Origin of the sequence: Psychrobacter sp. YP14, from assembly GCF_003209315.1 — a bacterium.
In the GTDB taxonomy this organism is placed as follows: domain Bacteria; phylum Pseudomonadota; class Gammaproteobacteria; order Pseudomonadales; family Moraxellaceae; genus Psychrobacter; species Psychrobacter raelei.
In genome coordinates this window covers 61,889-83,450 of the sequence record NZ_CP029789.1, presented here as the reverse complement: position 1 = coordinate 83,450, position 21,562 = coordinate 61,889, and the positions used below count along the sequence as shown (strand labels likewise).

Genomic DNA, 21,562 nt, shown 5'->3' with positions numbered 1-21,562 from the left:
AGTTACAATGCCTCTTTGGTAGAAGGTAGCGTGTTTAGCGCACGCTCATCATACTCACAAGCCATACGCAGCGCACGAGCAAAGGCCTTAAAAGTACACTCAATCTGGTGATGGCTATTTTTACCCTTAAGGTTGTCTAAGTGCACTGTCATCCACGCATGGTTAACAAAGCCAAAAAAGAATTCGCTGAATAAATCCACATCAAAATTACCAACGTGCGAGCGGGTAAAAGGAATGTCCATGTGCAGCCCTGGACGACCAGAAATATCTACCACCGCACGGGTTAATGACTCATCTAATGGCGCATAAAAGTGGCCATAACGACGAATGCCCTTTTTGTCGCCCAACGCTTTGGCAAAAGCTTGACCCAAAGTAATGCCGGTGTCCTCGACGCTGTGGTGATCATCAATGTAAGTATCGCCTTTACAGGTGATGTCTAAGTCAAATAGACCATGACGCTTGATTTGGTCTAGCATATGGTCCAAAAATGGCACACCAGTATCGATTTTACCTTGGCCTGTCCCATCAAGATTGACAGTGACGCTGACTTGAGTCTCAGCGGTATTACGCTCAACACTGGCTATACGATTCGGACGGTTGGCTGGGTTTGAGTGGATTTCAGTAGTCATGGCAAATAGGCTCACTAATAAAATAATAACGAAGAAACAGTCGCCAAATAGCGTCAGGGAATATAGGATATCTTGATGATAGCAAACGCCTTACCTTTAAACCATAGCAAAACTCTATTTGGCCCATACCCATAAGTAATGTTTGCTAAAATAGCCTTATAGATAAAGGCCCAATGAAGATCTTTATCAAAATCAAACCCTTTATTTCTTAATTTGACTAACCTTTGGATGACTGACATGCCACTAGAAGCCGTTGCGATTAACTCCTTTGATGCACCTTTAATGCGTGAAACCAAGCATGACGGCGAGCTGCGCGAGCGTATTGCCAAGCTATATGAAGCACAAAATGCCAATTTGGGCGATTTAGCAGACAGCGAAGCGGTCATGACTTTATTCGAAAAAGCCTTTAAGCGCGGCAATGTGATGTATGTCGGCATGTTTAATGACAAGCCAATTGCCGTGGTCGGCTGCTTCGATGATGGTCAGACCGATACCAAGCGTCTGCAGTATCTGGCACTGCACCCTGAAAATATTAATCGCGGCATTGATGCAAAATTCATTAAATTGGTTTATGATAAGGAAACCAAAAAAGGGGTGCGTCAATTTATGCCCGCCGACACTCAAATTCATAAAATTATGACTGAATATGAGCTAATTCGGGTAAAATCATAAATAAATCGCTTTTTTTTGATATATTTCAAATTATTTATCAAAAAAGGGTTGACAGACCATCGAATATTTAGTTTAATAGCGACCTCATAAAGACGGCTCGATAGCTCAGTTGGTAGAGCAAAGGATTGAAAATCCTTGTGTCGGCAGTTCGATTCTGCCTCGAGCCACCATCTTTATACCGAATACTGCTTTACAGCATAATTAACCCTCAAGCTACTTAGTTTGGGGGTTTTTTTATGGTCAAATGCTTATCTGAGGGCTATACTCTTAAGATACTTGTCACCACAGTGGTGTCTTATGTCACAATTTGACTATAGCCTAGATTATATAAACTTAGACTTACGCAAGCATCCGGAGCTGTACCGTATCGGACGCGGTGAGCAAGGCGTGCTGCTGGTTGAGCCTTATAAATCTGAGATTTTGCCGCACTGGCGCTTTGCCACGCCCGAGGTGGCACTTAAAAGCAGTGATAAAATTTATCAGATGTTTTTAGAGTATCTCGATAACGAGGATTTTGTCGGTGCCGATATGGCGCGCAAGTTTTTGCAGATGGGCTACACCCGAGCCCGACGTTATGCCAATCATAAGGGCGGCAAAAAATACAAAGGCCCAGTTCCTGACGATAAAAAAGGCCAAAGCGGCTCTCATGGACGCGAAGAGCTACCTCGCCAGCCCGAAGACCCCATCAAAGCTGAGTCCGCCCGTATCTTCAAGCACAAGTGGGACTTATGCCGCAGCAACGATACCTACCTTGCTCTAAAAAAAGCGCATAAACAACACTACGAAAAATAGGGATAGCCATCAGTGGCCCCTTAGATTGAGATGATTATGACTATGACCGCAAAAAAGCTGCTTATTTTTGATTTTGACGGCACCTTAATTGATAGCGTGCCTGATTTGGCCGAAGCTACCAATACCATGCTTACCCGTCTTAATAAAACGCCCTATCCTGTCGATATGATTCGCAACTGGGTGGGTAATGGCTCACGTATGCTAGTAAAACGTGCACTGGTAGGCGCTATAGAGGTCGCTGAGGGTCAATTAACCTCAACTGAGGTAGACCATGCCGAATCGGTATTCTTCGATGCCTATGCGCAAATTAGCGGCCAAAACACCGTTGCCTATCCCCATGTCGATAGCGGACTAAAGCAGCTCAAGCAGGCCGGCTTTACGTTGGCGCTGGTGACCAATAAGCCCATTCAGTTTGTGCCTAAGATTTTGCAATCCTTTGGCTGGCAGTCCCTGTTTGAGCAAGTACTGGGCGGTGACAGCTTACCGGTCAAAAAGCCCGACCCCGCCCCGCTGCTGCATGTGTGTGAAACCTTAGATATCTCCCCTGAACAAGCGGTGATGATTGGCGACTCAAAAAATGATATTTTGGCCGGCCAAAACGCCAATATGGATACGCTTGGGCTATCTTACGGGTATAATTACGGCCAAGATATTCGAAGTCTTAATCCCACCGAAGCTTTTGATGACTTTCAAAGCTTGGTGGACTGGCTTATTAAGCATGGCGCATAGCGCTGTGCTGCTTGTTTGTATTTTAACGCTTGTGCTATAGAGCGCTTATCCGCTGCTATTTTTTGTAATTATTGATATTTAAGGCCTTGATGATGCATAGACCCCCTGCCGATTTATTAGAAAAAGCCAACCACTGGCGTGAAGACATCGCGTTTACTCAAGAGGTGCTGGGCGCACCGATGCACTTCACCACCACTTGGGGTATTTTCTCCCCTGAGAAACTAGATGCCGGCAGCCTGATGCTACTGGATCATATCGACTTTCAAAGCGATGATGATTCTATTGACTTAGGCTGCGGCTATGGCGTGCTCGGCATGACAGCGGCGCGTGAGTGTCCACAAGGTCAGCATACCTTAATTGACAAAGACTTTATGGCCGTAGAATACGCACGCCGTAACTGTCAAAACAATGGCCTGAGCAATGTCGATGTACATTTATCAAATGGCTTTAATCATGTAGATCCCAATAAAGACTTCAGCTTAGTGATGTCTAACTTGCCGGCCAAGGTGGGCAAAGAGCAGCACTATTTATACCTATTAGATGCCTATAGCAAGATGCGCACCGGTGGCCGCTTCTACGTGGTGACCATCAATGGACTGCGTCAGTTTATGAAGCGTGCTTTTACTGAAGTTTTTGGCAATGCCGATAAAGTAAAGCAAGGCAAAACCTATACCATCACTCGCGCCATTAAAGAGTAACTAGCACTTAATGCTGCTTAATGCCCGTTTATCCCACGCCGTTATCGTCTAAGCTAACTGCCCTAGATACTAGATAAGTACAATAGATCAGCACCATAAAAAAGCCCCTCTAAAAAAATTAGAAGGGCTTTTTTATTACCAACTGTTTTATGGTCAACGCTATTCACAATGTTAGGGCAACTTGTCCCCTTTAGCCTTGACGTCGAATTAAATAAAAACCCAACAGTCCACTACCGATAATGGGCAACAGTACCATTAACAATGGCGGTGCGCCGGTGGCCAAGGACACGAAGCTGGTCAAGTCTTGAATATAGCTAAACAGCAGGCCAAAAATAATTGCCACCACAATACGCAGGCCTAAGCTGTGTGTACGCAGCGAGCCAAACACGAATGAGCAGGCCACGATCACCAAGGATAACACTGAAAAAGGTGACAATAGCTTCTGCCAAAACGCCACCTCATGCTCCAGTGATCGTGTGCCTTGTGAGGCGTTAAAGCGCTTGTGCTCATACAGCTGAGTCAATGACAAATCTTCGGCACGGCGGGTCAGCAGATACACCGAGCTTGGTGAGATGGGCAGGTTAATAACATCTGTCGACTCAGCTTGCTTGGCCACCAAAGGCTGGCTCGTGAGCGCCATTGCTTGTCCTGACTGATCGCTATCCACTGAGGTAGCCTGCGTGTCCGTTAGCTGTGCTGCTGGCTGATTGCCTAAGGTATCTGACTCTAAAATAGCTGCCTTATCGGCCACCTTTAAGGTGGTGACATTATCCAGCTGCCATTGGTAATTGGCCAAAGAATCTGATTGATCTTGCGCCGCTACCACCGGCTTGTCTTGACCCTGTTGCAGACTAGGCACATAAGTGCCACCCGTGGCCTTAGAGACAGCGGTTAAGTTATTGTCCGCATCTAAGTGCCAGCGCTTGACCTCACCGATATTGCCATTGGCATCGGCATAGTCAATAAAGATAATATTGTGCGCCTGCTCGCTGGATAAGCCCTCTTTATTATCCGTAGTGCTGCCCGCTTCAGTGGGTGCATTTTGTAGTGTCCAGTATCCATTAACTGAGGCCAATAAAGCAGTATCTGGCTTACGGATTTGACTCGCTTTGACATTGCTTTGTGGCAATATAAACTGGTTAATCAGCAGCGCTAAAATCACAAAGATAAAAGCCGGCTGCAGCACCCACCCCACAATGCGATAAATGCTTAATCCTGCCGCACGCATGACGATCAGCTCAGAGTTATTGGCCAACAAGCCCAGTCCCACCACTGCCCCAAGTAGGGCACCTGTGGGCATAAACTGCTGCAAAAAGTAAGGCGATCGATAAAAGATATAAGTTAAGGCATCAACATAAGTATACGCATCAGAGATGTCTTCAAGCTCTGCTAAATAAGCAAACACCATCTGCAATGCCCACAAGCCTAGTACGGCAAATAGCATGGCAAACAGGGCGTTTTTTTTGACATAGCGCGAGATAATCCGGCCTGAGCGGATGTCTTTTGACGCATCGGAGTGGTCAGTGTGCCTAGGTTTCATGACCGGCCTCCTTGATTGATATCAGGATTAGAAGAATGATTTGTCTGACTTTGTAGTGCCCGTTGGCCGAGTCTAAAGCGTACCCTGTGATGGATACGACTGGCCCAGTTAAGATAAAGTGCCAACACAATAAAGCCAATTAATACCAGCGGATAACTCAGCACAGACAAGGTGCCCTTGGTAATGGCGTTTTTAAGAGAAATAATCACCAACACGCAGCTGGTAAATATCAAAATTGCCGGCAACAGTCGCAGCCAGCGCCCTTGTCTGGGTCTTACTTGAGCTAGGGGCACAGCCAGCATTGGTGCTAGAATAATTAGCCAAGGCAGTGCCAAACGGTAGCCCAATTCTGCTTGGGCGGATAAGATTTGCTGTGGCTCAGGCTCAGTGCTGCCATCTGCTTTGGTAGCCACCTTTTGCCCAGTGGCCGCTTTCCATAGGGCAGGTACTGATTGGGTAGTCACGTTCTCTTCTGTCAAAACATCGGCAGGCGGTTGATTGATACTGATGCGATAACGCTCAAAACCAATTTGGCTATACACCAAGCTATCTGCGCCTACTTCATAACGTCGACCTTGAAACAGATCAAGTTGTGTCTTGCCGCTCTCTTCACTGCCCTTGACCTGAACGGCGCGTTTGGCCAACACGATAATATCGCGATCGTCATCGGCCGTGATTGCAGGCTTTGCTGCCGGTTTATCTTGCGAGGCAGCGACAGGGTTGGTGACGGCGGTAATGGCTTTGTCTTTATCAATCGAGGAGACGGACTGATTGGCGGAGTTTGAACCCTCAAGCTCTTGCTGGCCTAAGCGCACCGCAGGGGCGTTGGTGGTCGCCTCCGGTACCGTAGCGCCAGGCTTTACCGATTTGGCGGCATCTTTGGCCGTTTGGATTAATATCACATCCTGCAGCTCGGTTTTGTTGTCATTCATGCTGCCGACATACAAATGGTAGTCATCGCTATTGATAAAGGTCTGCGGACGAATAAGGTCAAAGGCACTGCTTAAAGACTGCTGCTGCCAAATACTCTCAGAGTTTTTTACCCCCCAAGGCTTACCATAAAGAGACAGCCCTGCTTCTAACACGAATAACACCAAAATCAGCGGAATCATTAATCGTGCCAGACGGCCGCGTGAGATACCACTGCCGTTGAGTACCGCCATTTCGTGCTCTACATACAGCCGCCCAAATACCAACATTAAGCCAATAAAAAAGGACAGTGGCAATACCAGTTCTAAGAAGTAGGGCAAGTTGTAGCCAATAATAGAAAACAATAGCCCCACATCCAAGCGCCCTTCAGCAGCAATACCGAAGTAACGGATCATTCTTCCGCCTAGCAGTAAAACCACTAAAAACCCCAACACCAAGGCGGTAGTTGAGGCAACTTGTCGGGTCATATATCGGCGTAAAATCACAGGCAAACTCAAATTATTGAAGAAAGATAAATTACAGGGATGAGCCAAATCAAGCACAGCTTGCATCAAGTACTGACATGATAGCTATATTCCAGGGCTCAATACCGCTTGATTACATAGGCTATACAGCAAAGCTGTGTTCGCTTATCTTTTAGAAATCAGTCCCTAATAACTGACACGTATTATAATCGTAAGCACTATCGCGATGATAGTGATATTGAGTGTAAGATAGCCCTCATATCCTAGCATGTTTCTGTCAATAATAGGGTTGCCAATAACCGGTCAACTTGATTTACCGTAAAAATAGATAGCCCAGATAAGCGTGCCCAATAAGTGCTAAGGCCCACAACTTAGGCCAATATGTTAAACTATTGCTTAAAGCAAAGCGGCTTATAGCCGACTGCGCCGCGCCTGCTCAGGATATAATAATAACCGCATAACTGCTGTCGCAAATGGCAGGCGATATTCAATAACAAATAGACTTTCATTTTTATAAACACATAGGAATTATCATGAGCTTAAGTATTTCAGTCAGCAAAACCTTGCCAAAGCTTACAACAAAAAAACTACTAAAAAAATCAGCCCCAGAAGCGGTTCAAAGCCACTGCTTAGCAGTATTGGTAGATGATGATGCCAATCTAATTGGTAGCTTCAAAGGCTTAGAAGCTTATAAGCCCCGTATTGAAGCTTTAATTGCAGCTTCTAACTTTAAAGGCAAGTTGGGCGAAACTGTGGCAGATTTTGCCTTAGCCGCAGACGCCAAAAAGACACCTTTGCAGCTGCTGTTGGTGGGTATTGGTAACCCAGATAAATTCAGCTCAACCTCTATTAAAAAAATTGCCAGTGCACTGTATAAAAACACCCAAAGCCGAGTCACTGACTTAGCCATTGCCATCGGTGATGACTTAGCGGATGATAGCCTACATCAACTGGTACTTGAGCTGCTAAACGCAAGCTATCGCTTTGATAAATATAAATCAGAACAAACAGACGCTGCGTTAAATCAAATCACTTTAGTCTCAAGCAGTGTGGCTCAAGCAGATGTAGATTACGCCGCGGCAGTTCACAGCGGTCAATCATTAGCTCGTGATGTGGCCAATGAGCCTGGCAACGTCTGCTTCCCAGAATACATGGCTGATCAAGCCCGTGCTTTGGCCAAAGCCTACCCTGAGTTATTACAAGTCACTGTGCTTGGCGAAAGCGAAATGCAAGAGCTTGGCATGAACTGCTTCTTGTCAGTATCACGTGGCTCAGCACGCGAAGGTCAATTGGTTATCCTTGAATATAAAGGTCAAGCCAATGCAGCACCTACCAATACCACCTCAAGCCTAGCCGATACTTTGGCCAATAACATCAAGGCTGTGGCCGATAAATTACCCAAAAAATCTGCCAAAACCAAAGCCGCCAAAGTGGCTGCAGATGACGTTGTAGAAGAGCATTTCGATGCCCCTATCGTCTTAGTGGGTAAAGGCGTGACCTTTGACTCAGGCGGTATCTCTATTAAGCCTGGTGCGGCAATGGATGAGATGAAATTTGATATGGGCGGTTCAGCGTCTGTATTGGGCACCATCAAAGCCCTATGTGAAGCCCGCCTGCCAATCAATGTCGTGGGCGCGCTGGCTTGTGCCGAAAACATGCCTTCAGGGGAAGCGACTCGCCCAGGTGACATCGTTAAAGCCATGAACGGTATGAACGTTGAAATCTTAAACACCGATGCCGAAGGCCGCTTGGTACTGGCAGATACCTTATGCTATGTACAGCGCTATAACCCACGTGCCATCATTGATGTGGCCACCTTAACTGGTGCTTGTGTGGTGGCGCTGGGTCACGTACGCTCAGCGGTATTTAGTAATAACGAAGATGTGCTATTTGATTTAGAAAACGCCAGTGAACAATCAGGCGATCTTATCTGGCACATGCCTATGGATGATGAGTATCAAACCCAGCTTGACTCGCCCATCGCTGATATTCAAAACATCGGTGGCCGTGATGGCGGCGCCATTACCGCTGCTTGCTTCTTATCACGCTTCGTAAAAGAAGACCAAGCGTGGGCGCATTTAGACATCGCTGGTACCGCTTGGGTTTCAGGCAAAGAAAAAGCGGCAACAGGCCGTCCGGTACCGCTATTCATGCAGTACCTAAAAAACCTAGCTCAATAATCAAAGCCATTAGCAATGCAAATTAGTTTTTATGTGTTGGGTGAGCGTTATCTTAACGATAACGCCGCTGCATCAAGCACTGCCTCAGCAGCCAACGCCGAGGCAGTGCTTAACTTTGTGTGCCGATTGACCCAGACGGTTTTGCAAAAAAGCGAGCACAGTTTGGTCATCGTTGACGATCAAGTAGAGCGTCTTAAACAGCTTGATACTCAGCTGTGGTCTTTTGACCCAGTCAGCTTCGTCGCTCATGATTTTATCTTAGAAGAAGCCGCTGTCAGCCAGCTGTCGGCACCTGTTAGCTTGGTATCAACGCTGCCTAAGGGTTTTGATGGCGTTATTTTAAACCTTGCTGCCACTCCCCTTCCCTTATCTGTAGAAACGACAGCCGCTGTGCTGCCAGAACGGGTTCTTGAAATCATTACCCCCGATGAGGCAGGCAAGCAACTTGGCCGTGACAAGTACCGTGCCTATCAGCAACTGGGCTTTGAGCTTAACTATTTTCCGATCAATAAATAAAAATCAATAGAGTCGCAGCAGTCTTAGCTTCTCTGTTAACCTCTTTCTTAACGTCTCCTTTCTGGTAACCTCTCTCTTAATTTCTCACGTGACGTCTTTGTTAATTGCTCACAAATCGCTCCCTTAATTTCTCCCTATTCAAGCTCCGCCTTTTTACGACCTCTGTTTTCGATCTTCTATGCAGCTGCACCGCCCGCTTAGTTTTTATTTAACTATCAAAAACTTAAGCTCAACTCATTCCTAAAATCTATTTATTTATCCTAAATTGACTATACCAATTTATAGTTATATGTTGCAGTTGAGTTGAAGTTTTGTATAATCAGTGCATGAATTGATTATGAGATAGGGATCACTTCGCTACGGGCCACGATATTTATTACTACTTAAGATGCCGGGCTCTCGAGACTCTATCGCACAATCACCCTTAGCAAAACGAAAGTATTGCAGCATCAATCAGATTGTTTGACAGGGCTGTTAACATTTTTATTTTTAAATTTTTTGTATTTACTCAGCACGAGTATTTACTAGTATGGAGCGCTTATGAGAGCCCTTATTGATATGTACCAGCGTATTGGCTTGGTACCCCTAATTATTGTTGGGCTAGTACTTGGCATCTTAATAGGCTGGTTAATGCCTTCAGTCGGTGTCGCATTAGGGCTACTCGGTAGCTTATTTGTGGGTGCCTTGAAGGCTGTGGCACCTATTTTGGTGTTTATATTGGTCATGGCAGCCATCAGCCAGCATCAAGGCGAGAGCCAAGTTCATGTTAGACCGGTGTTAATCATGTACATTTTTGGCACCTTTTTGGCGGCCTTAACGGCGGTGGTAGCAAGCTTTGCCTTCCCTACCGAGCTTATTGGTCTAAACACCATTGAAGCGGTGGCTGACCAAGCACCGCCTTCAGGGTTAAAAGAGGTATTGACCACACTGCTTATGAATTTGGTAGACAACCCAGTTAATGCCATTGCTAATGCCAACTACATGGGCATCTTAGCTTGGGCATTAATCATCGGTCTTGCGCTGCGTAAAGCCTCTGCCACGACCCGTACTATGGTCTCTGATTTATCAGAAGCCATCTCTAATGTGGTGCGCTTTGTTATCGCCTTTGCGCCTATTGGTATCTTAGGCTTAGTGGCCAATACCATTGCTGAGACCGGCTTTAGCGCATTAATGAGCTACGGTCGTCTGCTGACCATCTTGGTGGGCTGTATGCTATTTATCGCCTTGGTGGTTAATCCCATTATTGTCGCCTTTAATATCCGCAGAAACCCATATCCACTGGTCTTCACCTGCCTGCGTGAGTCTGGTATCACCGCTTTTTTCACCCGTTCATCAGCGGCCAACATTCCGGTCAATATGAACTTAGCCAAAAAACTTGGCCTACATGAAGACACCTATTCTGTGACCCTACCTTTGGGCGCGACCATCAACATGGCCGGCGCTGCCATCACCATTAACGTCTTAACCTTAGCGGCGGCCCATACCTTAGGCGTGCCGGTTGACTTCGGTTCTGCGCTACTGCTGAGTGTGGTGGCGACAGTTGCTGCTTGTGGTGCCTCTGGTGTGGCAGGTGGCTCATTACTACTTATCCCTCTGGCGTGTAGCTTATTTAACATTCCAAACGATATTGCAATGCAAGTTGTGGCCATCGGCTTTATCATCGGGGTGGTACAAGATTCTGCAGAAACTGCGCTTAACTCATCAACCGATGTGCTATTCACCGCTGCAGCTGATCCGATAATGAAAAACAAAACCGCTTAATGGCTAGGTTTTAGCACGGTTAAGCCAATAATTAATAAGCCATAAAAAAATCTCAGCACCATAGTGCTGAGGTTTTTTTTATCACCGGTCGCCGTAAAACCACCCACTTCAGGGGGTGGATATAAGGCGACACACACTGTCGTGGTTAGTACTTAAAGTATTGCAAGTTAAAATTAACCTCGCCATACTAACCCTATGAAAACACTCAAGCTACGCATCAAAGACAAACACGTAAACCAGCTAAACAAACTAGCTGGGAGTGTTAACTATGCGTGGAACTATATTAATGCGTTAAGCTTTGAGCATTTAAGACGCACAGGTAAGTACTTTTGGGCCTATGATTTAAGCCAATACACCAAAGGCAGTGGTGAGTATTTAGGCTTGCACTCGCAAACTTTGCAAGCCATCAACGAAACTCATGCCAAATCTCGTAAACAATTTAAAAAAGCCAAACTAAATTGGCGAACCAATCGTCCTGATGCCAAACGCAAAAGCCTAGGCTGGATACCCTTTAAAAAGTCTGCTATCAAGTATCTACGTAGCAGACAAACGGGCAAAAAGGCACTTAAATCAACCATACAGCTATCGCTCTGTAAAGGTCAAAAGCTTATCATAGACGTATTCGATAGCTACAATTTGTCTTTGTATCAAATTAATACGCTTAAGATAGTGCAAGACAGCCGTAATCGTTGGTATGCCTGTATTACCGTCAAAGATTTTCCTAGACAAGCAAGTGGCAAAGGCAGCGTTGGTATTGACTTAGGCTTAAAGCAGTCTGCTACCACCTCAAACGGTGACAAGCTGACAACCAAACAAACGCAAAAGTGGGCTAAAAAGCTTGCAATAGCTCAAAGAGCGAAAAACAAACAGCGAGTCAAAGCAATCCATGCCAAGATCAAAAACTCAAGATTAGATGCCATACACAAATTCACCACCCAATTAGTCAAGGATAATGCCTTAATTTTGGTTGGTGATATTAAATCACGCTCATTCACTAATTCGATGACCAACCTAGCTAAATCGACATACGATGCAGGATGGTTTGAACTCAAAAGACAACTGGAATATAAATGCAAGTATGCAGGTTGTCAGCTTGAGATAGTAAATGAGAGTTACACTACCCAAACCTGTTCGTGCTGTCTTAAAATAAGTGATAGTAGCTTGAGCGGTAGAGCAGGTCTTGGAATAAGAGGATGGAGGTGTGCTGAGTGTGGCACATGGCATGATAGAGATATCAATGCTGCTAAGAACATCCTTGCGGTCGGGCTTGACCGTCTAGTTGTAGGAATCCCCTCGGTTTAGCGAGGGGAGGAAGTCAAGGTTATCACTTAAGATATGGCTTTGGCCTATTTTTGCTGAAAGTCGACCTCAATGGTGTACACAGAGTGGGTGGCAGCTTCTTGCTGACGCTTGTACTGACGTAGCTGCTCAACCTCATCTAACAGCTCTAAAATTAAGCCAATAGCCGGAATACTGGCCTCAAAATCTCGGCTCAATCGGGAAGCTCGGCGTACTGTGGCCAGCTGAGAACCGGTGAATTGCTGCTTTTCGGGCACATCATATTCAATGATATTTTCTTCAATCAACGCCAAAACCCAACCGCGCTCAGCCCCACAAGCGGCAATGAGCTCATCTAGGCTCATAATAATATCGTTGAATTCACTAGAGTGTTGCATGATAACTCTCCTCTTATGCTTATATTTTTATTGGCGCTATCAACGCTTTATTTCGGCCTCAGCAAAACTGGCTTTTAGCGCAGCGAATGCCTCCTTTTGGGCCTCAGTGGTCAGCTCAGGATTAACAATATTTAAGGTCAAATATAAATCCCCAGCTTGCTTAGCGGGAATGCCTTTACCTTTCACTCGTAAGTTGCTGCCCGACTTACTGTTTTTGGGAATGGTCACCCCAAGTGTACCCGCGGGGGTACTGATATTAATCTTCTCGCCCAGCGCAGCTTCCCAAGGGGTAATATTCACGGTTTGATACACATCCGCGCCTTCTAGGCGAATATTGGCATCGTGGGTGATTTTTACTTTTAAGAACAAGTCGCCATTTTTGCCGCCGCCATAGCTTGCCGCGCCCTGGCCACTTAAGCGAATTTGCTTACCTTCAGTGATGCCCTTAGGAATCTTAATTTTTAGGGTTTTTTGTTCTTGAATGACACTGCCATTGGGCTGGCGACTGGGTACATTTAATTTAATGCTATAGTCATCGCCGCTGTATACCGAGTCTAAGCTGACATTAATCTCAGCGTGTTGGTCTTGACCGGGCGCTGGGCCTGCATCTTTAAAGCCACTGCCAAAGTGGTCATAGCCCTCAAAGCCAGATTGACGAGAGGACTGAGCACCACCCCTGCCGGCACCAAATGCTGAAAAAATATCATCAAAGCGGAAGCTACCACTGCCAAATGGTGCCCCTTCCCCGAACTGATCTTTGATGTCCTCCCATCTAAAGCCACCTTGTGCTCCAGAGCCACCGCTACCAAATCCTGCACCGCTACCAAAGCCTGCACCTGCAAAGGGATTGGCCTGCATCGCATCGTACTGGGCGCGTTTTTCTTTATCTCTTAAAGTCTCATAGGCATTATTGATTTCTGCAATTTTTTCATCGGCATCTTTGGCATCACTGACATCCGGATGATATTTGCGAACCAATTTACGATAAGCCTTTTTAATCTCTTGTTCTGAGGCGTCTTTGCTGACACCCAAAACCTCATAAAAACTTTTTTCTGCCATTGTTATTATCCTTATTTAAGCGGTCTAAAGAGTTGCTTTATATCGGTATATATAAGGGTTATTAACTCATATTTCACCATTGCTTATTGATACTTTTTTGTGCTCGTCGGTTAATTAAAGGCAATGGCTTAGGTTTTGACAGATAAATTTCCACAAAAAAAGAGCCGTTTAACGGCTCTTTTTTTATAACGCTTCATAACAGTTTGGGCAGTATGGTTTTATATACCCACTTTACGACTCATACTGTTCAAGCTCAGTCATCGCCATCAGCATATCCTCTTCAAGCGAAGCTTGCTGCTGCTGTAGCTTGGCCTGCTCATCAAGCAGCGTTAACAGCTCATCTTTGCGGTTGTCCTCATACAGTGAGGTATCAGCCAGCTTCTGCTCCAGCGCCTCTAAGCTTGCGGCCACTTTATCCAGCTGCTTTTCAGCTTGCTCAATACGCTTACGAATGGGGGCAGTGAGCTTACGCTGCTCTGCGGCCAATTTGCGGCGCTCTTCTTTGGTCAGCTGATTGTCTTCAGCCGCCGCTTTAGCTGCTGCGGCTTTTTTGGCCTCTTCTGCTTTTTTGGCAGCTGCCGCTTGAACCGTTTTGGCATCACGGCTTTCTTTTGCCGCCTCTTTGGCATCAGATTTGCGCTGCTCAGACAGCCACTTACCATAGTCTGAGACATCCCCTTCAAACTCTTGCAGCTTGCCATTGTGCACCAGATACAGCTCATCACAGACATTGGCAATCAATTCACGGTCATGCGACACCAAGACTACCGCACCAGCGAAGCCTTGTAGCGCCATGGTCAACGCTTGACGCATTTGCAAATCCAAATGGTTGGTCGGCTCATCAAGCACCAAGACGTTGGGCTTTTGCCAGACGATCAGTGCCAACGTTAAGCGAGCACGCTCACCCCCTGAGAATAGCTTGCTTGGGGTATCAATACGGTCACCACGAAAATCAAAACTGCCTAAAAATGATCTTAATTCAGCATCCGAGGTTTTGCCGGCCAAACGACGCATCATAATCAGCGGCGTGGCTTCTGCATCTAAGCTGTCCATTTGATGCTGGTTAAAATAGCCAATATGCAGGGTGTCCGATACTTTATAAGTTCCGGTAATTGGCTCAAGCTCCCCCACCAAGGCCTTGATCAAGGTCGACTTGCCCGCGCCATTCATACCCAGCAGACCAATGCGGGTGTCAGGGGTAATCTCCAGACTGGTGTGGGTCAATAGCGGCTTACCGTTATAGCCAATGTCCGCACCCTTAAGCGAAATCAGAGGTGAGCTCATGTGACTGGGCTCATAAAACTGGAAAGTAAAGGGGTTGTCTGCCATCACAGGCGACAGGTCGGCCATACGCTCGAGTTGCTTTAAGCGGCTTTGCGCCTGCTTCGCTTTAGACGCTTTGGCACGGAAGCGGCGTACAAAGTCTTCTAAATGAGCACGCGTGGTTTCTTGCTTCTCATAAGCTTGCTGCTGCTGCGCCAGACGCTCACTGCGGGTACGCACAAATTGCGAATAGTTGCCGGTATATAAGGTCAAGCGCTGATTTTCGACATGCAAAATAAAGCCAATGGTGGCATCCAAAAAAGTTTGGTCATGTGAGATCAGCAGGACAGTGCCATCAAACTTAGCAATCCAGTCCTCAAGCCATAAAATGGCATCTAAGTCCAAATGGTTGGTGGGTTCATCAAGCAGTAGCAAGTCAGCACGACTCATCAAGGTTTTGGCCAAGTTTAAGCGCATGCGCCAGCCGCCTGAAAAATCATTCACCGGCAGCTCATGCTGAGTGGGCTGAAACCCAAGTCCGGCCATAATTTGCGCCGCTGTGGTCGGCGTACGATAGCCATCAATCTCATCAAAGCGCTGATACAGGTGTGCAATGTCATCATCGCTTAACTCATCAGGCGCCATCATTTTTTGGTTAATCTCATACCACTCTTTATCACCGCTTAGCACATAGTCAATGGCCGGCTGAGCGCTGCCCTCGACTTCCTGCGCCATATGCGCCACTTCCCAGCCGCTTGGAATACTGATATTGCCCGCATCCACGGTCAGCTCATCGGTGGTGCGCTCACCCATATAGGTTAAGATTACCCCAAAAAGGGTGGATTTGCCGGTACCATTATTGCCGGTCAACCCCACTTTTTGACCCGGATGGATCTGAAAGGTGGCCTCTGAAAATAGCACTCTACCATCACGGCGGACACTAACTTTATTAAATTCAATCATGGATAATAATCACTTTTGGTTATTTCTTCGCGGGTTAAGCCAGTTAACAATTTTTTCAACAAAAAACGGACAAAGGGTCAGCTATGCGACATTGAAAATCAAGCATTATGCCTCATTATGCTATACTGAATGACTAATAATTTAAATAACCGTAAAATCACTGCTAAGTTATTCATCTGCCTCTTTGCTTATTGTAAGACAGGTGCGTGTGACTATTTGATTTTACGTTCAGTGAAGTTTTGCGCTTTACGAGGATACTATGACTACCATTACCCTAACTGACAGTGCGGCTAATAAAGTTCGCAAATTACGTGAAGAAGAAGGCGATAACAACCTTATGCTACGAGTGTATGTCACTGGTGGTGGGTGTTCGGGTTTTTCATACGGTTTTAACTTCGCTGATGAAGAAGGCGAAGATGATGCCAGTTTTGAGAATGCCGATGTTACCTTATTGGTCGACTCACTCAGTTACCAATACCTGCAAGGCTCAACGGTAGATTATACAGAAGGGCTTGAAGGGGCACGCTTCGTGGTAACCAACCCCAATGCGACCACCACTTGCGGCTGTGGCTCCTCTTTTTCTATTTAGGCTGTGACCCACATTAAGCATTGGGTTAAAGCCCTTGGCAACATGAGTGTCACCGCTCTACCACATTGCTTTAACTTCTGACACCGTCTATCGCTTAGCCTGCCATATCTGCTTTTATTTCAAGCAGATAAGTTATGAATACCAAAGACCTGATTGCTAATGACACGTTATTGTGCAAAGTAATGCCATAAAACCGCTACAAGCTGTCTTTATTTAGACTGTAGCGGTTATTTTTTAACTATATTTTGAAGACTTATTACCTATTGTTTTACAATCATTTGTAACCACATATGATTTTTAAATGGGTTTAAGCTACACTTAATCACAATATAAATGGCCAAATATTGCCGATAGAAACAACGCCATATCCACTGAAAATTATAATAACAGTGATGGGCCCCTTTGATTTTGAGACTATAGTATGACTGAAGTAACCGCCCCAAATCACCAGCCTCTAATACCCTCTTGGTTAACCAGCCAGCACTTATCTGGCATGTTGCGTGGTATAGAAAAAGAGGGGTTAAGAATGCAGTCTGATGGATACTTGGCTCAGACGCCGCATCCTCAATCTTTGGGCTCAAAATTGACCCATCCTTATATCACCACCGATTATTCAGAGAGCTTACTTGAGCTGATCACCTCGCCTAAGTCCACTGTGGCCGAGACCCTTAATATGCTGCGTGAGCTGCATGTTTTGGTGTATCAGTCTTTAGAAGATGGGGAGCTGATGTGGCCGCTGTCTATGCCTTGTATGCTCTCATCCGATGACAATGACATTCCTCTGGCCGAATATGGCAGCTCTAATGTCGGCCGCTTAAAGACTTTATATCGCAGTGGGCTTGGCATACGTTATGGTCGCCGGATGCAAACCATCGCCGGTCTGCATTACAACCTGTCATTTGGGGACGATTTATTCAGCGCTTGGCGTGACAACACCCCTAAGTCGGAGCAATTAGAGTCATTGAGCGAATTTAAAAACGCCAAATACTTAGGCCTGATTCGTAACTTTAAGCGCATGAGCAGCTTGGTGCTGTATTTAACTGGCGCCAGTCCCTCAGTATGTCCTTGCTTCTTAACTGGCCGTAAGCACAACTTACAGCTGATGAATAACACCACTTACTATAGTCCCAAAGCCACCAGTCTGCGTATGGGCAAATTGGGCTATACCAACAGTGTTCAAGATCAATTAGACATCCGCTATAACAATTTACCTGAATATATCGAAGGTCTGCGCCGCGCTATCAATACCCCGTTCTCAGGCTTTACCGAGCTTGGTCTAGATGACGATGAGGGCAATCCGATTCAGATTAACGATCATATTTTACAGATCGAAAATGAATACTACAGCCCAATCCGCCCCAAACAAATTGCTGAGTCTGAAGAAGCTCCAAGCCATGCCTTAGAGGCGCGCGGCATCGCTTATGTGGAGTTTAGAGCCGTTGACTTAGACCCCTATAGTGATATCGGTATTCGCTTATCGACCGCCTGTTTCTTAGAAGTATTGGCACTGTACTGCCTGCTTACCGACTCACCTGACTTACTGCCAGAAGAGGATGCGGTACTGGCAGAAAACCTTGAGCGTGTGGTCAATAACGGTCGTGCTCCAGACTTGACCATCCAAACTTGTGACGGTAGCGAGCAAAACCTAAGCGAGTGGATGCAGCAGCACTTAGAGGCCATGATGCCTCTAGCCACGTTATTAGATGCAGAATATGGCGGCAATAATTATCGTGTGGCCGTCACCTTAATGCTAGGCAAAGCGGTATACCCCGATGCCACCTTGTCCGCTCAAGTCTTGGCCGATACCGAAAGACTGGGCAGCACTTGGCAGCTGGGTCATGCCCTAGCCCAGCAGCACCGTGAATCTATCCTGCGCAGCTCATTGAGTCCAAAAACTCAGGCCAAATATGAAGTGTTGGCCGAAAAATCTTGGCTACAGCAGCAGGAGCTTGAAAAAGACGACTCACAAGACTTCTATGACTATATTCAGCATTATAGATAAAGGCTTTTGAGCTCATCATCAGCGTGTCAGGTTTTGCCAGACAATAAGGGTTATTAGGCTGTCAAGAAGCGACCACAAATGATGCAAAGCCTTATCTGAGCTGTTCACAGAAATAATTTTTTGAATCTGGTTTTTGAGTTTAGAATATAACGCTTAATGTTGCCGATATCATTATTAGCTGTATTAGCTAATTATACTGGCTCTCTTTGTTAGTGTTCCTAAGGAGCAAACTTTTATGCAGCGTCTCCTCACTTACCGTGCGTTAAACTTTATTTTGTTCATCGCCTCTGTCGTAGCCATGCTATTTGCCATTATATTTTTGCAAAACTACAAAGGGCTTGAACCTTGCCCCTTGTGTATTTTTCAACGTATCGGCTTGATGGTCATGGGCGGATTTTCGCTGATTGCTGCTGTGGGCCATCCCAAAAAAATGGGAATGCAATTACTGCTGTGGATAGGGTCAATGGCTGGTATATTATGGTCGGCAGGTGTGGCAGCGCGTCATGTGTGGATTCAACATTTGCCCGCTGATCAAGTACCGGCGTGTGGCCCTGGTCTGGATTACTTCCTTGAGGCGTTACCGATGAAGCAGGTGATTAATCAAGTTTTATCCGGTTCAGGTGAATGTGCTGAGATCAGCTGGAGATTTTTGGGCTTATCTATCCCAGAACAAGCGCTTATCTTGTTTACCGCGTTGATTTTGGTTAACCTACTGGTCTTATGGCGTATTATTAGCAAGCGCACCGCTTAGTAGTGCATCAGCGTTCATTCATTTAGCTTTCATTTATTAGATAGACATCAGAGGTTCCATGCACGTTCATATTTTAGGTATCTGTGGCACATTTATGGGGTCACTTGCATTGTTGGCTCGCGATCTTGGCCATACTGTCACCGGTTCTGACGCCAATATTTATCCCCCTATGTCCACTCAGCTAGAACGTGCTGGGGTCAGTATTCAAGAAGGCTATCACGCCACTCATTTACAGCCTGCGCCTGACTTGGTTATCGTGGGCAATGCCATGAAACGGGGCATTGAAGCGGTAGAGTACATGCTGGATACTGGCATACCCTACACCTCAGGGCCGCAGTTTTTGTCAGAGCATGTGTTACAACATCGCCATGTATTGGCGGTGGCGGGTACTCATGGAAAAACCACCACCACCACTATGCTCGCTTGGGTGCTGCATTACTGCGGTATCGATGCCGGCTTCTTAATTGGTGGTGTGCCTTTGGTCGAGAGCGAGAATGACAATCTGACTAAAGCCTTTGCTCACAGCAGCTACTTGGGCGCTGATAAAAATGCCCAAGGCGGGCGTGGTTACTTCGTGATTGAAGCCGATGAGTATGACTCAGCCTTCTTTGATAAACGCTCAAAATTTGTACATTATCGCCCGCGTACCGCTATCTTGAATAACCTTGAGTTTGATCACGCTGACATTTTTAAAGATTTGGATGCCATTCAGACGCAGTTCCACCATATGATTCGTATGATCCCAAGCTCTGGGCAAATTATTATGCCGGCTCATACGCCAAGCTTAGAGGCCACCATAGACAAAGGCTGCTGGACCCCCATCTGGCGCACCCAGATTGCCAATAACGGGCAGCAAGATAAGAGCGTTCAAGATAAAGCCGTCCAAGATGATTCTATCGCCTGGCAGGCTGAGCTTATCAGCGAAGATGGCAGTCAATTTGCCATTCACTTCACCAATACCCAAGGCGACGTCTTGAGTGGCGAGGTACACTGGGGCATGAGTGGCCGTCACAATGTCGAGAATGCTATGGTGGCCGTGGCGGCCGCTTATGACATCGGTATCAGCGTGGCCGATGCTTGTGCGGCGTTATCGCAGTTCTCTGGTATTAAGCGCCGCATGGAGCTGATCGCAGAGCTAGGCGCTGCTGAGAGTGGCAGCACTTTTGGAATAAAAGTATTTGATGACTTTGCCCATCATCCCACAGCGATTACCACCACCTTAGATGGTGCCAAAAAGAAATTAAAAGGCGCCAAAATTTGGGCCATTATTGAGCCGCGCAGCAATACCATGAAGCTTGGGGTACACAAGGACAATCTGGCGGCTTCAGCACAGCTGGCAGATGAGGTGATCTGGTATGAGCCTGCCGGTTTGGAATGGGGTCTAACTGATGTCATTGAGGGCGCTAATATCAGCAACCAGCAATACGTGATGAATGACACCCAAAAGATCATTGACCATATTTGCGCCAAGCTTGGCCAATCTTCTCAAGATGACGCCATTATCATTATGTCTAATGGCGGCTTTGAGGGCATTCATCAGCGCTTTATTGCGGCACTAAAAAAAGACTGATTTTTTAATCACATCAAATACATAAGACGGCCTCATTGGTAACACAATGGGGCTTTTTTATGTATCAACCTCGCTTGAAACAAAACTCTATATAAATTATACAATCAATTACCCAAAAACTGCCAATTTCAATCAATCGCCCAACTAAACTCACATAGCTCGTACGTACTTAACAATTCAGCCTTAGCACCTGTATAAGTTATTGATTAAAATCCTTATTAGAAAGTTCTGTACCGTCTTAGCGACGGTATAAGTAACTTATAAAACGACTATTAAAATTATTAGTTAAACATATTAGATGGTTAAAACACCATCACAATTTTTGTAAGGAAGAGACTTCATGAGTATTATTTGGACAATTATTATAGGTTTGATTGCCGGTTTATTGGCACGTGCTATTAAGCCAGGCAACGATGCTATGGGCTGGATTATGACCATCGTACTAGGTATCGCAGGGGCGTTAGTTGGTGGCTTTATCGCCAGTGCAATTGGCATGAACGCTGATGGCGGCTTTATCGGTCTGGCTTTCTCAGTAATTGGTGCTATTATCTTATTGTTCATCTATGAATTGATCATGAGCAAACGCTAATAGAGCACGATTAAGACGTGATTGAGCGCAAACATCTTATGAGATCAAATGGCTCACTAAATAATAATAATAACAAGCGGTAACCCTAACTATGTTTGCAGCGGACTTCTCCTCAAGTCCGCTTTTTTTGATTCACCTTTTTTTGACTCGCCTTTTTTGAATGTAGCACCTTGATATTTATGCCCTCCC

The 21,562-nt window shown here is 45.9% G+C and carries 19 protein-coding genes and 1 tRNA gene; 14 read left to right on the top strand and 6 right to left on the bottom strand.

Annotated elements, in window-relative coordinates; translation table 11 throughout:
• Positions 1–2: 2 nt before the first annotated feature.
• Positions 3–629 (bottom strand): imidazoleglycerol-phosphate dehydratase HisB, encoded by a 627-nt coding sequence (hisB, locus tag DLE54_RS00345; RefSeq protein ID WP_110815883.1) that lies wholly within the window; start codon positions 627–629, stop codon positions 3–5.
• A gap of 237 nt (positions 630–866) precedes the next feature.
• Here hisB and DLE54_RS00335 point away from each other — a divergent pair, with 237 nt between their 5' ends.
• From DLE54_RS00335 to DLE54_RS00315, 5 genes are all read left to right on the top strand, one after another.
• Positions 867–1,301: a hypothetical protein gene (locus DLE54_RS00335; RefSeq protein ID WP_110815882.1), complete on the top strand. Its 435-nt coding sequence runs from the start codon at positions 867–869 to the stop codon at positions 1,299–1,301.
• Positions 1,302–1,395: 94 nt separating this feature from the next.
• Positions 1,396–1,471: transfer RNA gene (locus DLE54_RS00330), tRNA-Phe, on the top strand.
• Between the two features lie 127 nt (positions 1,472–1,598).
• On the top strand, positions 1,599–2,093 hold the full coding sequence (locus tag DLE54_RS00325; RefSeq protein ID WP_110815881.1) for a DUF4385 domain-containing protein: 495 nt from the start codon (positions 1,599–1,601) through the stop codon (positions 2,091–2,093).
• A gap of 36 nt (positions 2,094–2,129) precedes the next feature.
• Positions 2,130–2,822 (top strand): phosphoglycolate phosphatase, encoded by a 693-nt coding sequence (locus DLE54_RS00320; protein WP_413775362.1) that lies wholly within the window; start codon positions 2,130–2,132, stop codon positions 2,820–2,822.
• Between the two features lie 89 nt (positions 2,823–2,911).
• The gene (locus DLE54_RS00315; protein ID WP_011959352.1) at positions 2,912–3,520 is read left to right on the top strand and encodes a class I SAM-dependent methyltransferase; all 609 of its coding nucleotides are present in this window, start codon (positions 2,912–2,914) and stop codon (positions 3,518–3,520) included.
• A 190-nt stretch (positions 3,521–3,710) separates the two neighbouring features.
• Here the strand turns inward: DLE54_RS00315 and DLE54_RS00310 are convergent, their stop codons facing one another.
• Entirely contained in the window at positions 3,711–5,060 is a 1,350-nt protein-coding gene (locus DLE54_RS00310; protein WP_011959351.1) for an LptF/LptG family permease, read from the bottom strand.
• Positions 5,057–6,457 carry an LptF/LptG family permease gene (locus DLE54_RS00305; RefSeq protein WP_197708893.1) on the bottom strand — a complete coding sequence of 467 codons (1,401 nt, stop codon included), beginning with the start codon at positions 6,455–6,457 and terminating at the stop codon, positions 5,057–5,059. The genes DLE54_RS00310 and DLE54_RS00305 overlap by 4 nt, the downstream gene beginning before the upstream one ends.
• 530 nt (positions 6,458–6,987) lie before the next feature.
• Here DLE54_RS00305 and DLE54_RS00300 point away from each other — a divergent pair.
• The 4 genes from DLE54_RS00300 to DLE54_RS00285 all read left to right on the top strand — a co-directional run bounded on the left by DLE54_RS00300 (position 6,988) and on the right by DLE54_RS00285 (position 12,213).
• Positions 6,988–8,634, top strand: a complete 1,647-nt coding sequence (locus DLE54_RS00300) for a leucyl aminopeptidase (RefSeq protein ID WP_110815878.1) — start codon at positions 6,988–6,990, stop codon at positions 8,632–8,634.
• Positions 8,635–8,649: 15 nt separating this feature from the next.
• A complete protein-coding gene (locus tag DLE54_RS00295) occupies positions 8,650–9,150 on the top strand; it encodes a DNA polymerase III subunit chi (protein WP_110815877.1) in 501 nt (166 codons plus the stop codon).
• 540 nt (positions 9,151–9,690) lie between these two features.
• Complete coding sequence (sstT, locus tag DLE54_RS00290) at positions 9,691–10,911, top strand: serine/threonine transporter SstT (protein ID WP_110815876.1); 1,221 nt, start codon at positions 9,691–9,693, stop codon at positions 10,909–10,911.
• Positions 10,912–11,106: 195 nt separating this feature from the next.
• Positions 11,107–12,213, top strand: coding sequence for an RNA-guided endonuclease InsQ/TnpB family protein (locus DLE54_RS00285; protein ID WP_110815875.1), 1,107 nt, complete (start codon positions 11,107–11,109; stop codon positions 12,211–12,213).
• A 44-nt stretch (positions 12,214–12,257) separates the two neighbouring features.
• On the opposite strand, the gene DLE54_RS00280 is transcribed toward DLE54_RS00285, so the two are convergent.
• The 3 genes from DLE54_RS00280 to DLE54_RS00270 all read right to left on the bottom strand — a co-directional run bounded on the left by DLE54_RS00280 (position 12,258) and on the right by DLE54_RS00270 (position 15,872).
• Entirely contained in the window at positions 12,258–12,587 is a 330-nt protein-coding gene (locus tag DLE54_RS00280; protein WP_011959346.1) for a chaperone modulator CbpM, read from the bottom strand.
• Between the two features lie 39 nt (positions 12,588–12,626).
• Positions 12,627–13,646 (bottom strand): DnaJ C-terminal domain-containing protein, encoded by a 1,020-nt coding sequence (locus DLE54_RS00275; protein WP_110815874.1) that lies wholly within the window; start codon positions 13,644–13,646, stop codon positions 12,627–12,629.
• Between the two features lie 231 nt (positions 13,647–13,877).
• Positions 13,878–15,872: an ABC-F family ATP-binding cassette domain-containing protein gene (locus tag DLE54_RS00270; RefSeq protein WP_110815873.1), complete on the bottom strand. Its 1,995-nt coding sequence runs from the start codon at positions 15,870–15,872 to the stop codon at positions 13,878–13,880.
• 259 nt (positions 15,873–16,131) lie between these two features.
• Between DLE54_RS00270 and erpA the strand changes: the two genes are divergently transcribed.
• The 5 genes from erpA to DLE54_RS00245 all read left to right on the top strand — a co-directional run bounded on the left by erpA (position 16,132) and on the right by DLE54_RS00245 (position 21,373).
• Positions 16,132–16,461: an iron-sulfur cluster insertion protein ErpA gene (gene erpA / locus DLE54_RS00265; RefSeq protein WP_011959343.1), complete on the top strand. Its 330-nt coding sequence runs from the start codon at positions 16,132–16,134 to the stop codon at positions 16,459–16,461.
• Positions 16,462–16,882: 421 nt separating this feature from the next.
• A complete protein-coding gene (gene gshA / locus DLE54_RS00260; protein ID WP_110815872.1) occupies positions 16,883–18,463 on the top strand; it encodes a glutamate--cysteine ligase in 1,581 nt (526 codons plus the stop codon).
• 235 nt (positions 18,464–18,698) lie between these two features.
• Positions 18,699–19,214: a disulfide bond formation protein B gene (locus tag DLE54_RS00255; RefSeq protein WP_011959341.1), complete on the top strand. Its 516-nt coding sequence runs from the start codon at positions 18,699–18,701 to the stop codon at positions 19,212–19,214.
• Positions 19,215–19,272: 58 nt separating this feature from the next.
• Positions 19,273–20,784, top strand: coding sequence for a UDP-N-acetylmuramate:L-alanyl-gamma-D-glutamyl-meso-diaminopimelate ligase (mpl, locus tag DLE54_RS00250; RefSeq protein ID WP_110815871.1), 1,512 nt, complete (start codon positions 19,273–19,275; stop codon positions 20,782–20,784).
• Positions 20,785–21,124: 340 nt separating this feature from the next.
• Positions 21,125–21,373 carry a GlsB/YeaQ/YmgE family stress response membrane protein gene (locus DLE54_RS00245; RefSeq protein WP_110815870.1) on the top strand — a complete coding sequence of 83 codons (249 nt, stop codon included), beginning with the start codon at positions 21,125–21,127 and terminating at the stop codon, positions 21,371–21,373.
• The last annotated feature ends 189 nt before the right edge of the window (positions 21,374–21,562 follow it).

Bases quoted from the DNA above. Each gene is read 5' to 3' on its own strand.
- DLE54_RS00315 (WP_011959352.1), top strand. From the start codon at position 2,912: ATGATGCATAGACCCCCTGCCGATTTATTAGAAAAAGCCAACCACTGG.
- DLE54_RS00295 (WP_110815877.1), top strand. From the start codon at position 8,650: ATGCAAATTAGTTTTTATGTGTTGGGTGAGCGTTATCTTAACGATAAC.
- DLE54_RS00245 (WP_110815870.1), top strand. From the start codon at position 21,125: ATGAGTATTATTTGGACAATTATTATAGGTTTGATTGCCGGTTTATTG.
- DLE54_RS00285 (WP_110815875.1), top strand. From the start codon at position 11,107: ATGAAAACACTCAAGCTACGCATCAAAGACAAACACGTAAACCAGCTA.
- DLE54_RS00300 (WP_110815878.1), top strand. From the start codon at position 6,988: ATGAGCTTAAGTATTTCAGTCAGCAAAACCTTGCCAAAGCTTACAACA.
- DLE54_RS00270 (WP_110815873.1), bottom strand. From the start codon at position 15,872: ATGATTGAATTTAATAAAGTTAGTGTCCGCCGTGATGGTAGAGTGCTA.
- DLE54_RS00325 (WP_110815881.1), top strand. From the start codon at position 1,599: ATGTCACAATTTGACTATAGCCTAGATTATATAAACTTAGACTTACGC.
- hisB (WP_110815883.1), bottom strand. From the start codon at position 629: ATGACTACTGAAATCCACTCAAACCCAGCCAACCGTCCGAATCGTATA.
- gshA (WP_110815872.1), top strand. From the start codon at position 16,883: ATGACTGAAGTAACCGCCCCAAATCACCAGCCTCTAATACCCTCTTGG.
- mpl (WP_110815871.1), top strand. From the start codon at position 19,273: ATGCACGTTCATATTTTAGGTATCTGTGGCACATTTATGGGGTCACTT.
- DLE54_RS00335 (WP_110815882.1), top strand. From the start codon at position 867: ATGCCACTAGAAGCCGTTGCGATTAACTCCTTTGATGCACCTTTAATG.
- DLE54_RS00280 (WP_011959346.1), bottom strand. From the start codon at position 12,587: ATGCAACACTCTAGTGAATTCAACGATATTATTATGAGCCTAGATGAG.
- sstT (WP_110815876.1), top strand. From the start codon at position 9,691: ATGAGAGCCCTTATTGATATGTACCAGCGTATTGGCTTGGTACCCCTA.
- DLE54_RS00320 (WP_413775362.1), top strand. From the start codon at position 2,130: ATGACTATGACCGCAAAAAAGCTGCTTATTTTTGATTTTGACGGCACC.
- DLE54_RS00255 (WP_011959341.1), top strand. From the start codon at position 18,699: ATGCAGCGTCTCCTCACTTACCGTGCGTTAAACTTTATTTTGTTCATC.
- DLE54_RS00305 (WP_197708893.1), bottom strand. From the start codon at position 6,457: ATGACCCGACAAGTTGCCTCAACTACCGCCTTGGTGTTGGGGTTTTTA.
- erpA (WP_011959343.1), top strand. From the start codon at position 16,132: ATGACTACCATTACCCTAACTGACAGTGCGGCTAATAAAGTTCGCAAA.
- DLE54_RS00310 (WP_011959351.1), bottom strand. From the start codon at position 5,060: ATGAAACCTAGGCACACTGACCACTCCGATGCGTCAAAAGACATCCGC.
- DLE54_RS00275 (WP_110815874.1), bottom strand. From the start codon at position 13,646: ATGGCAGAAAAAAGTTTTTATGAGGTTTTGGGTGTCAGCAAAGACGCC.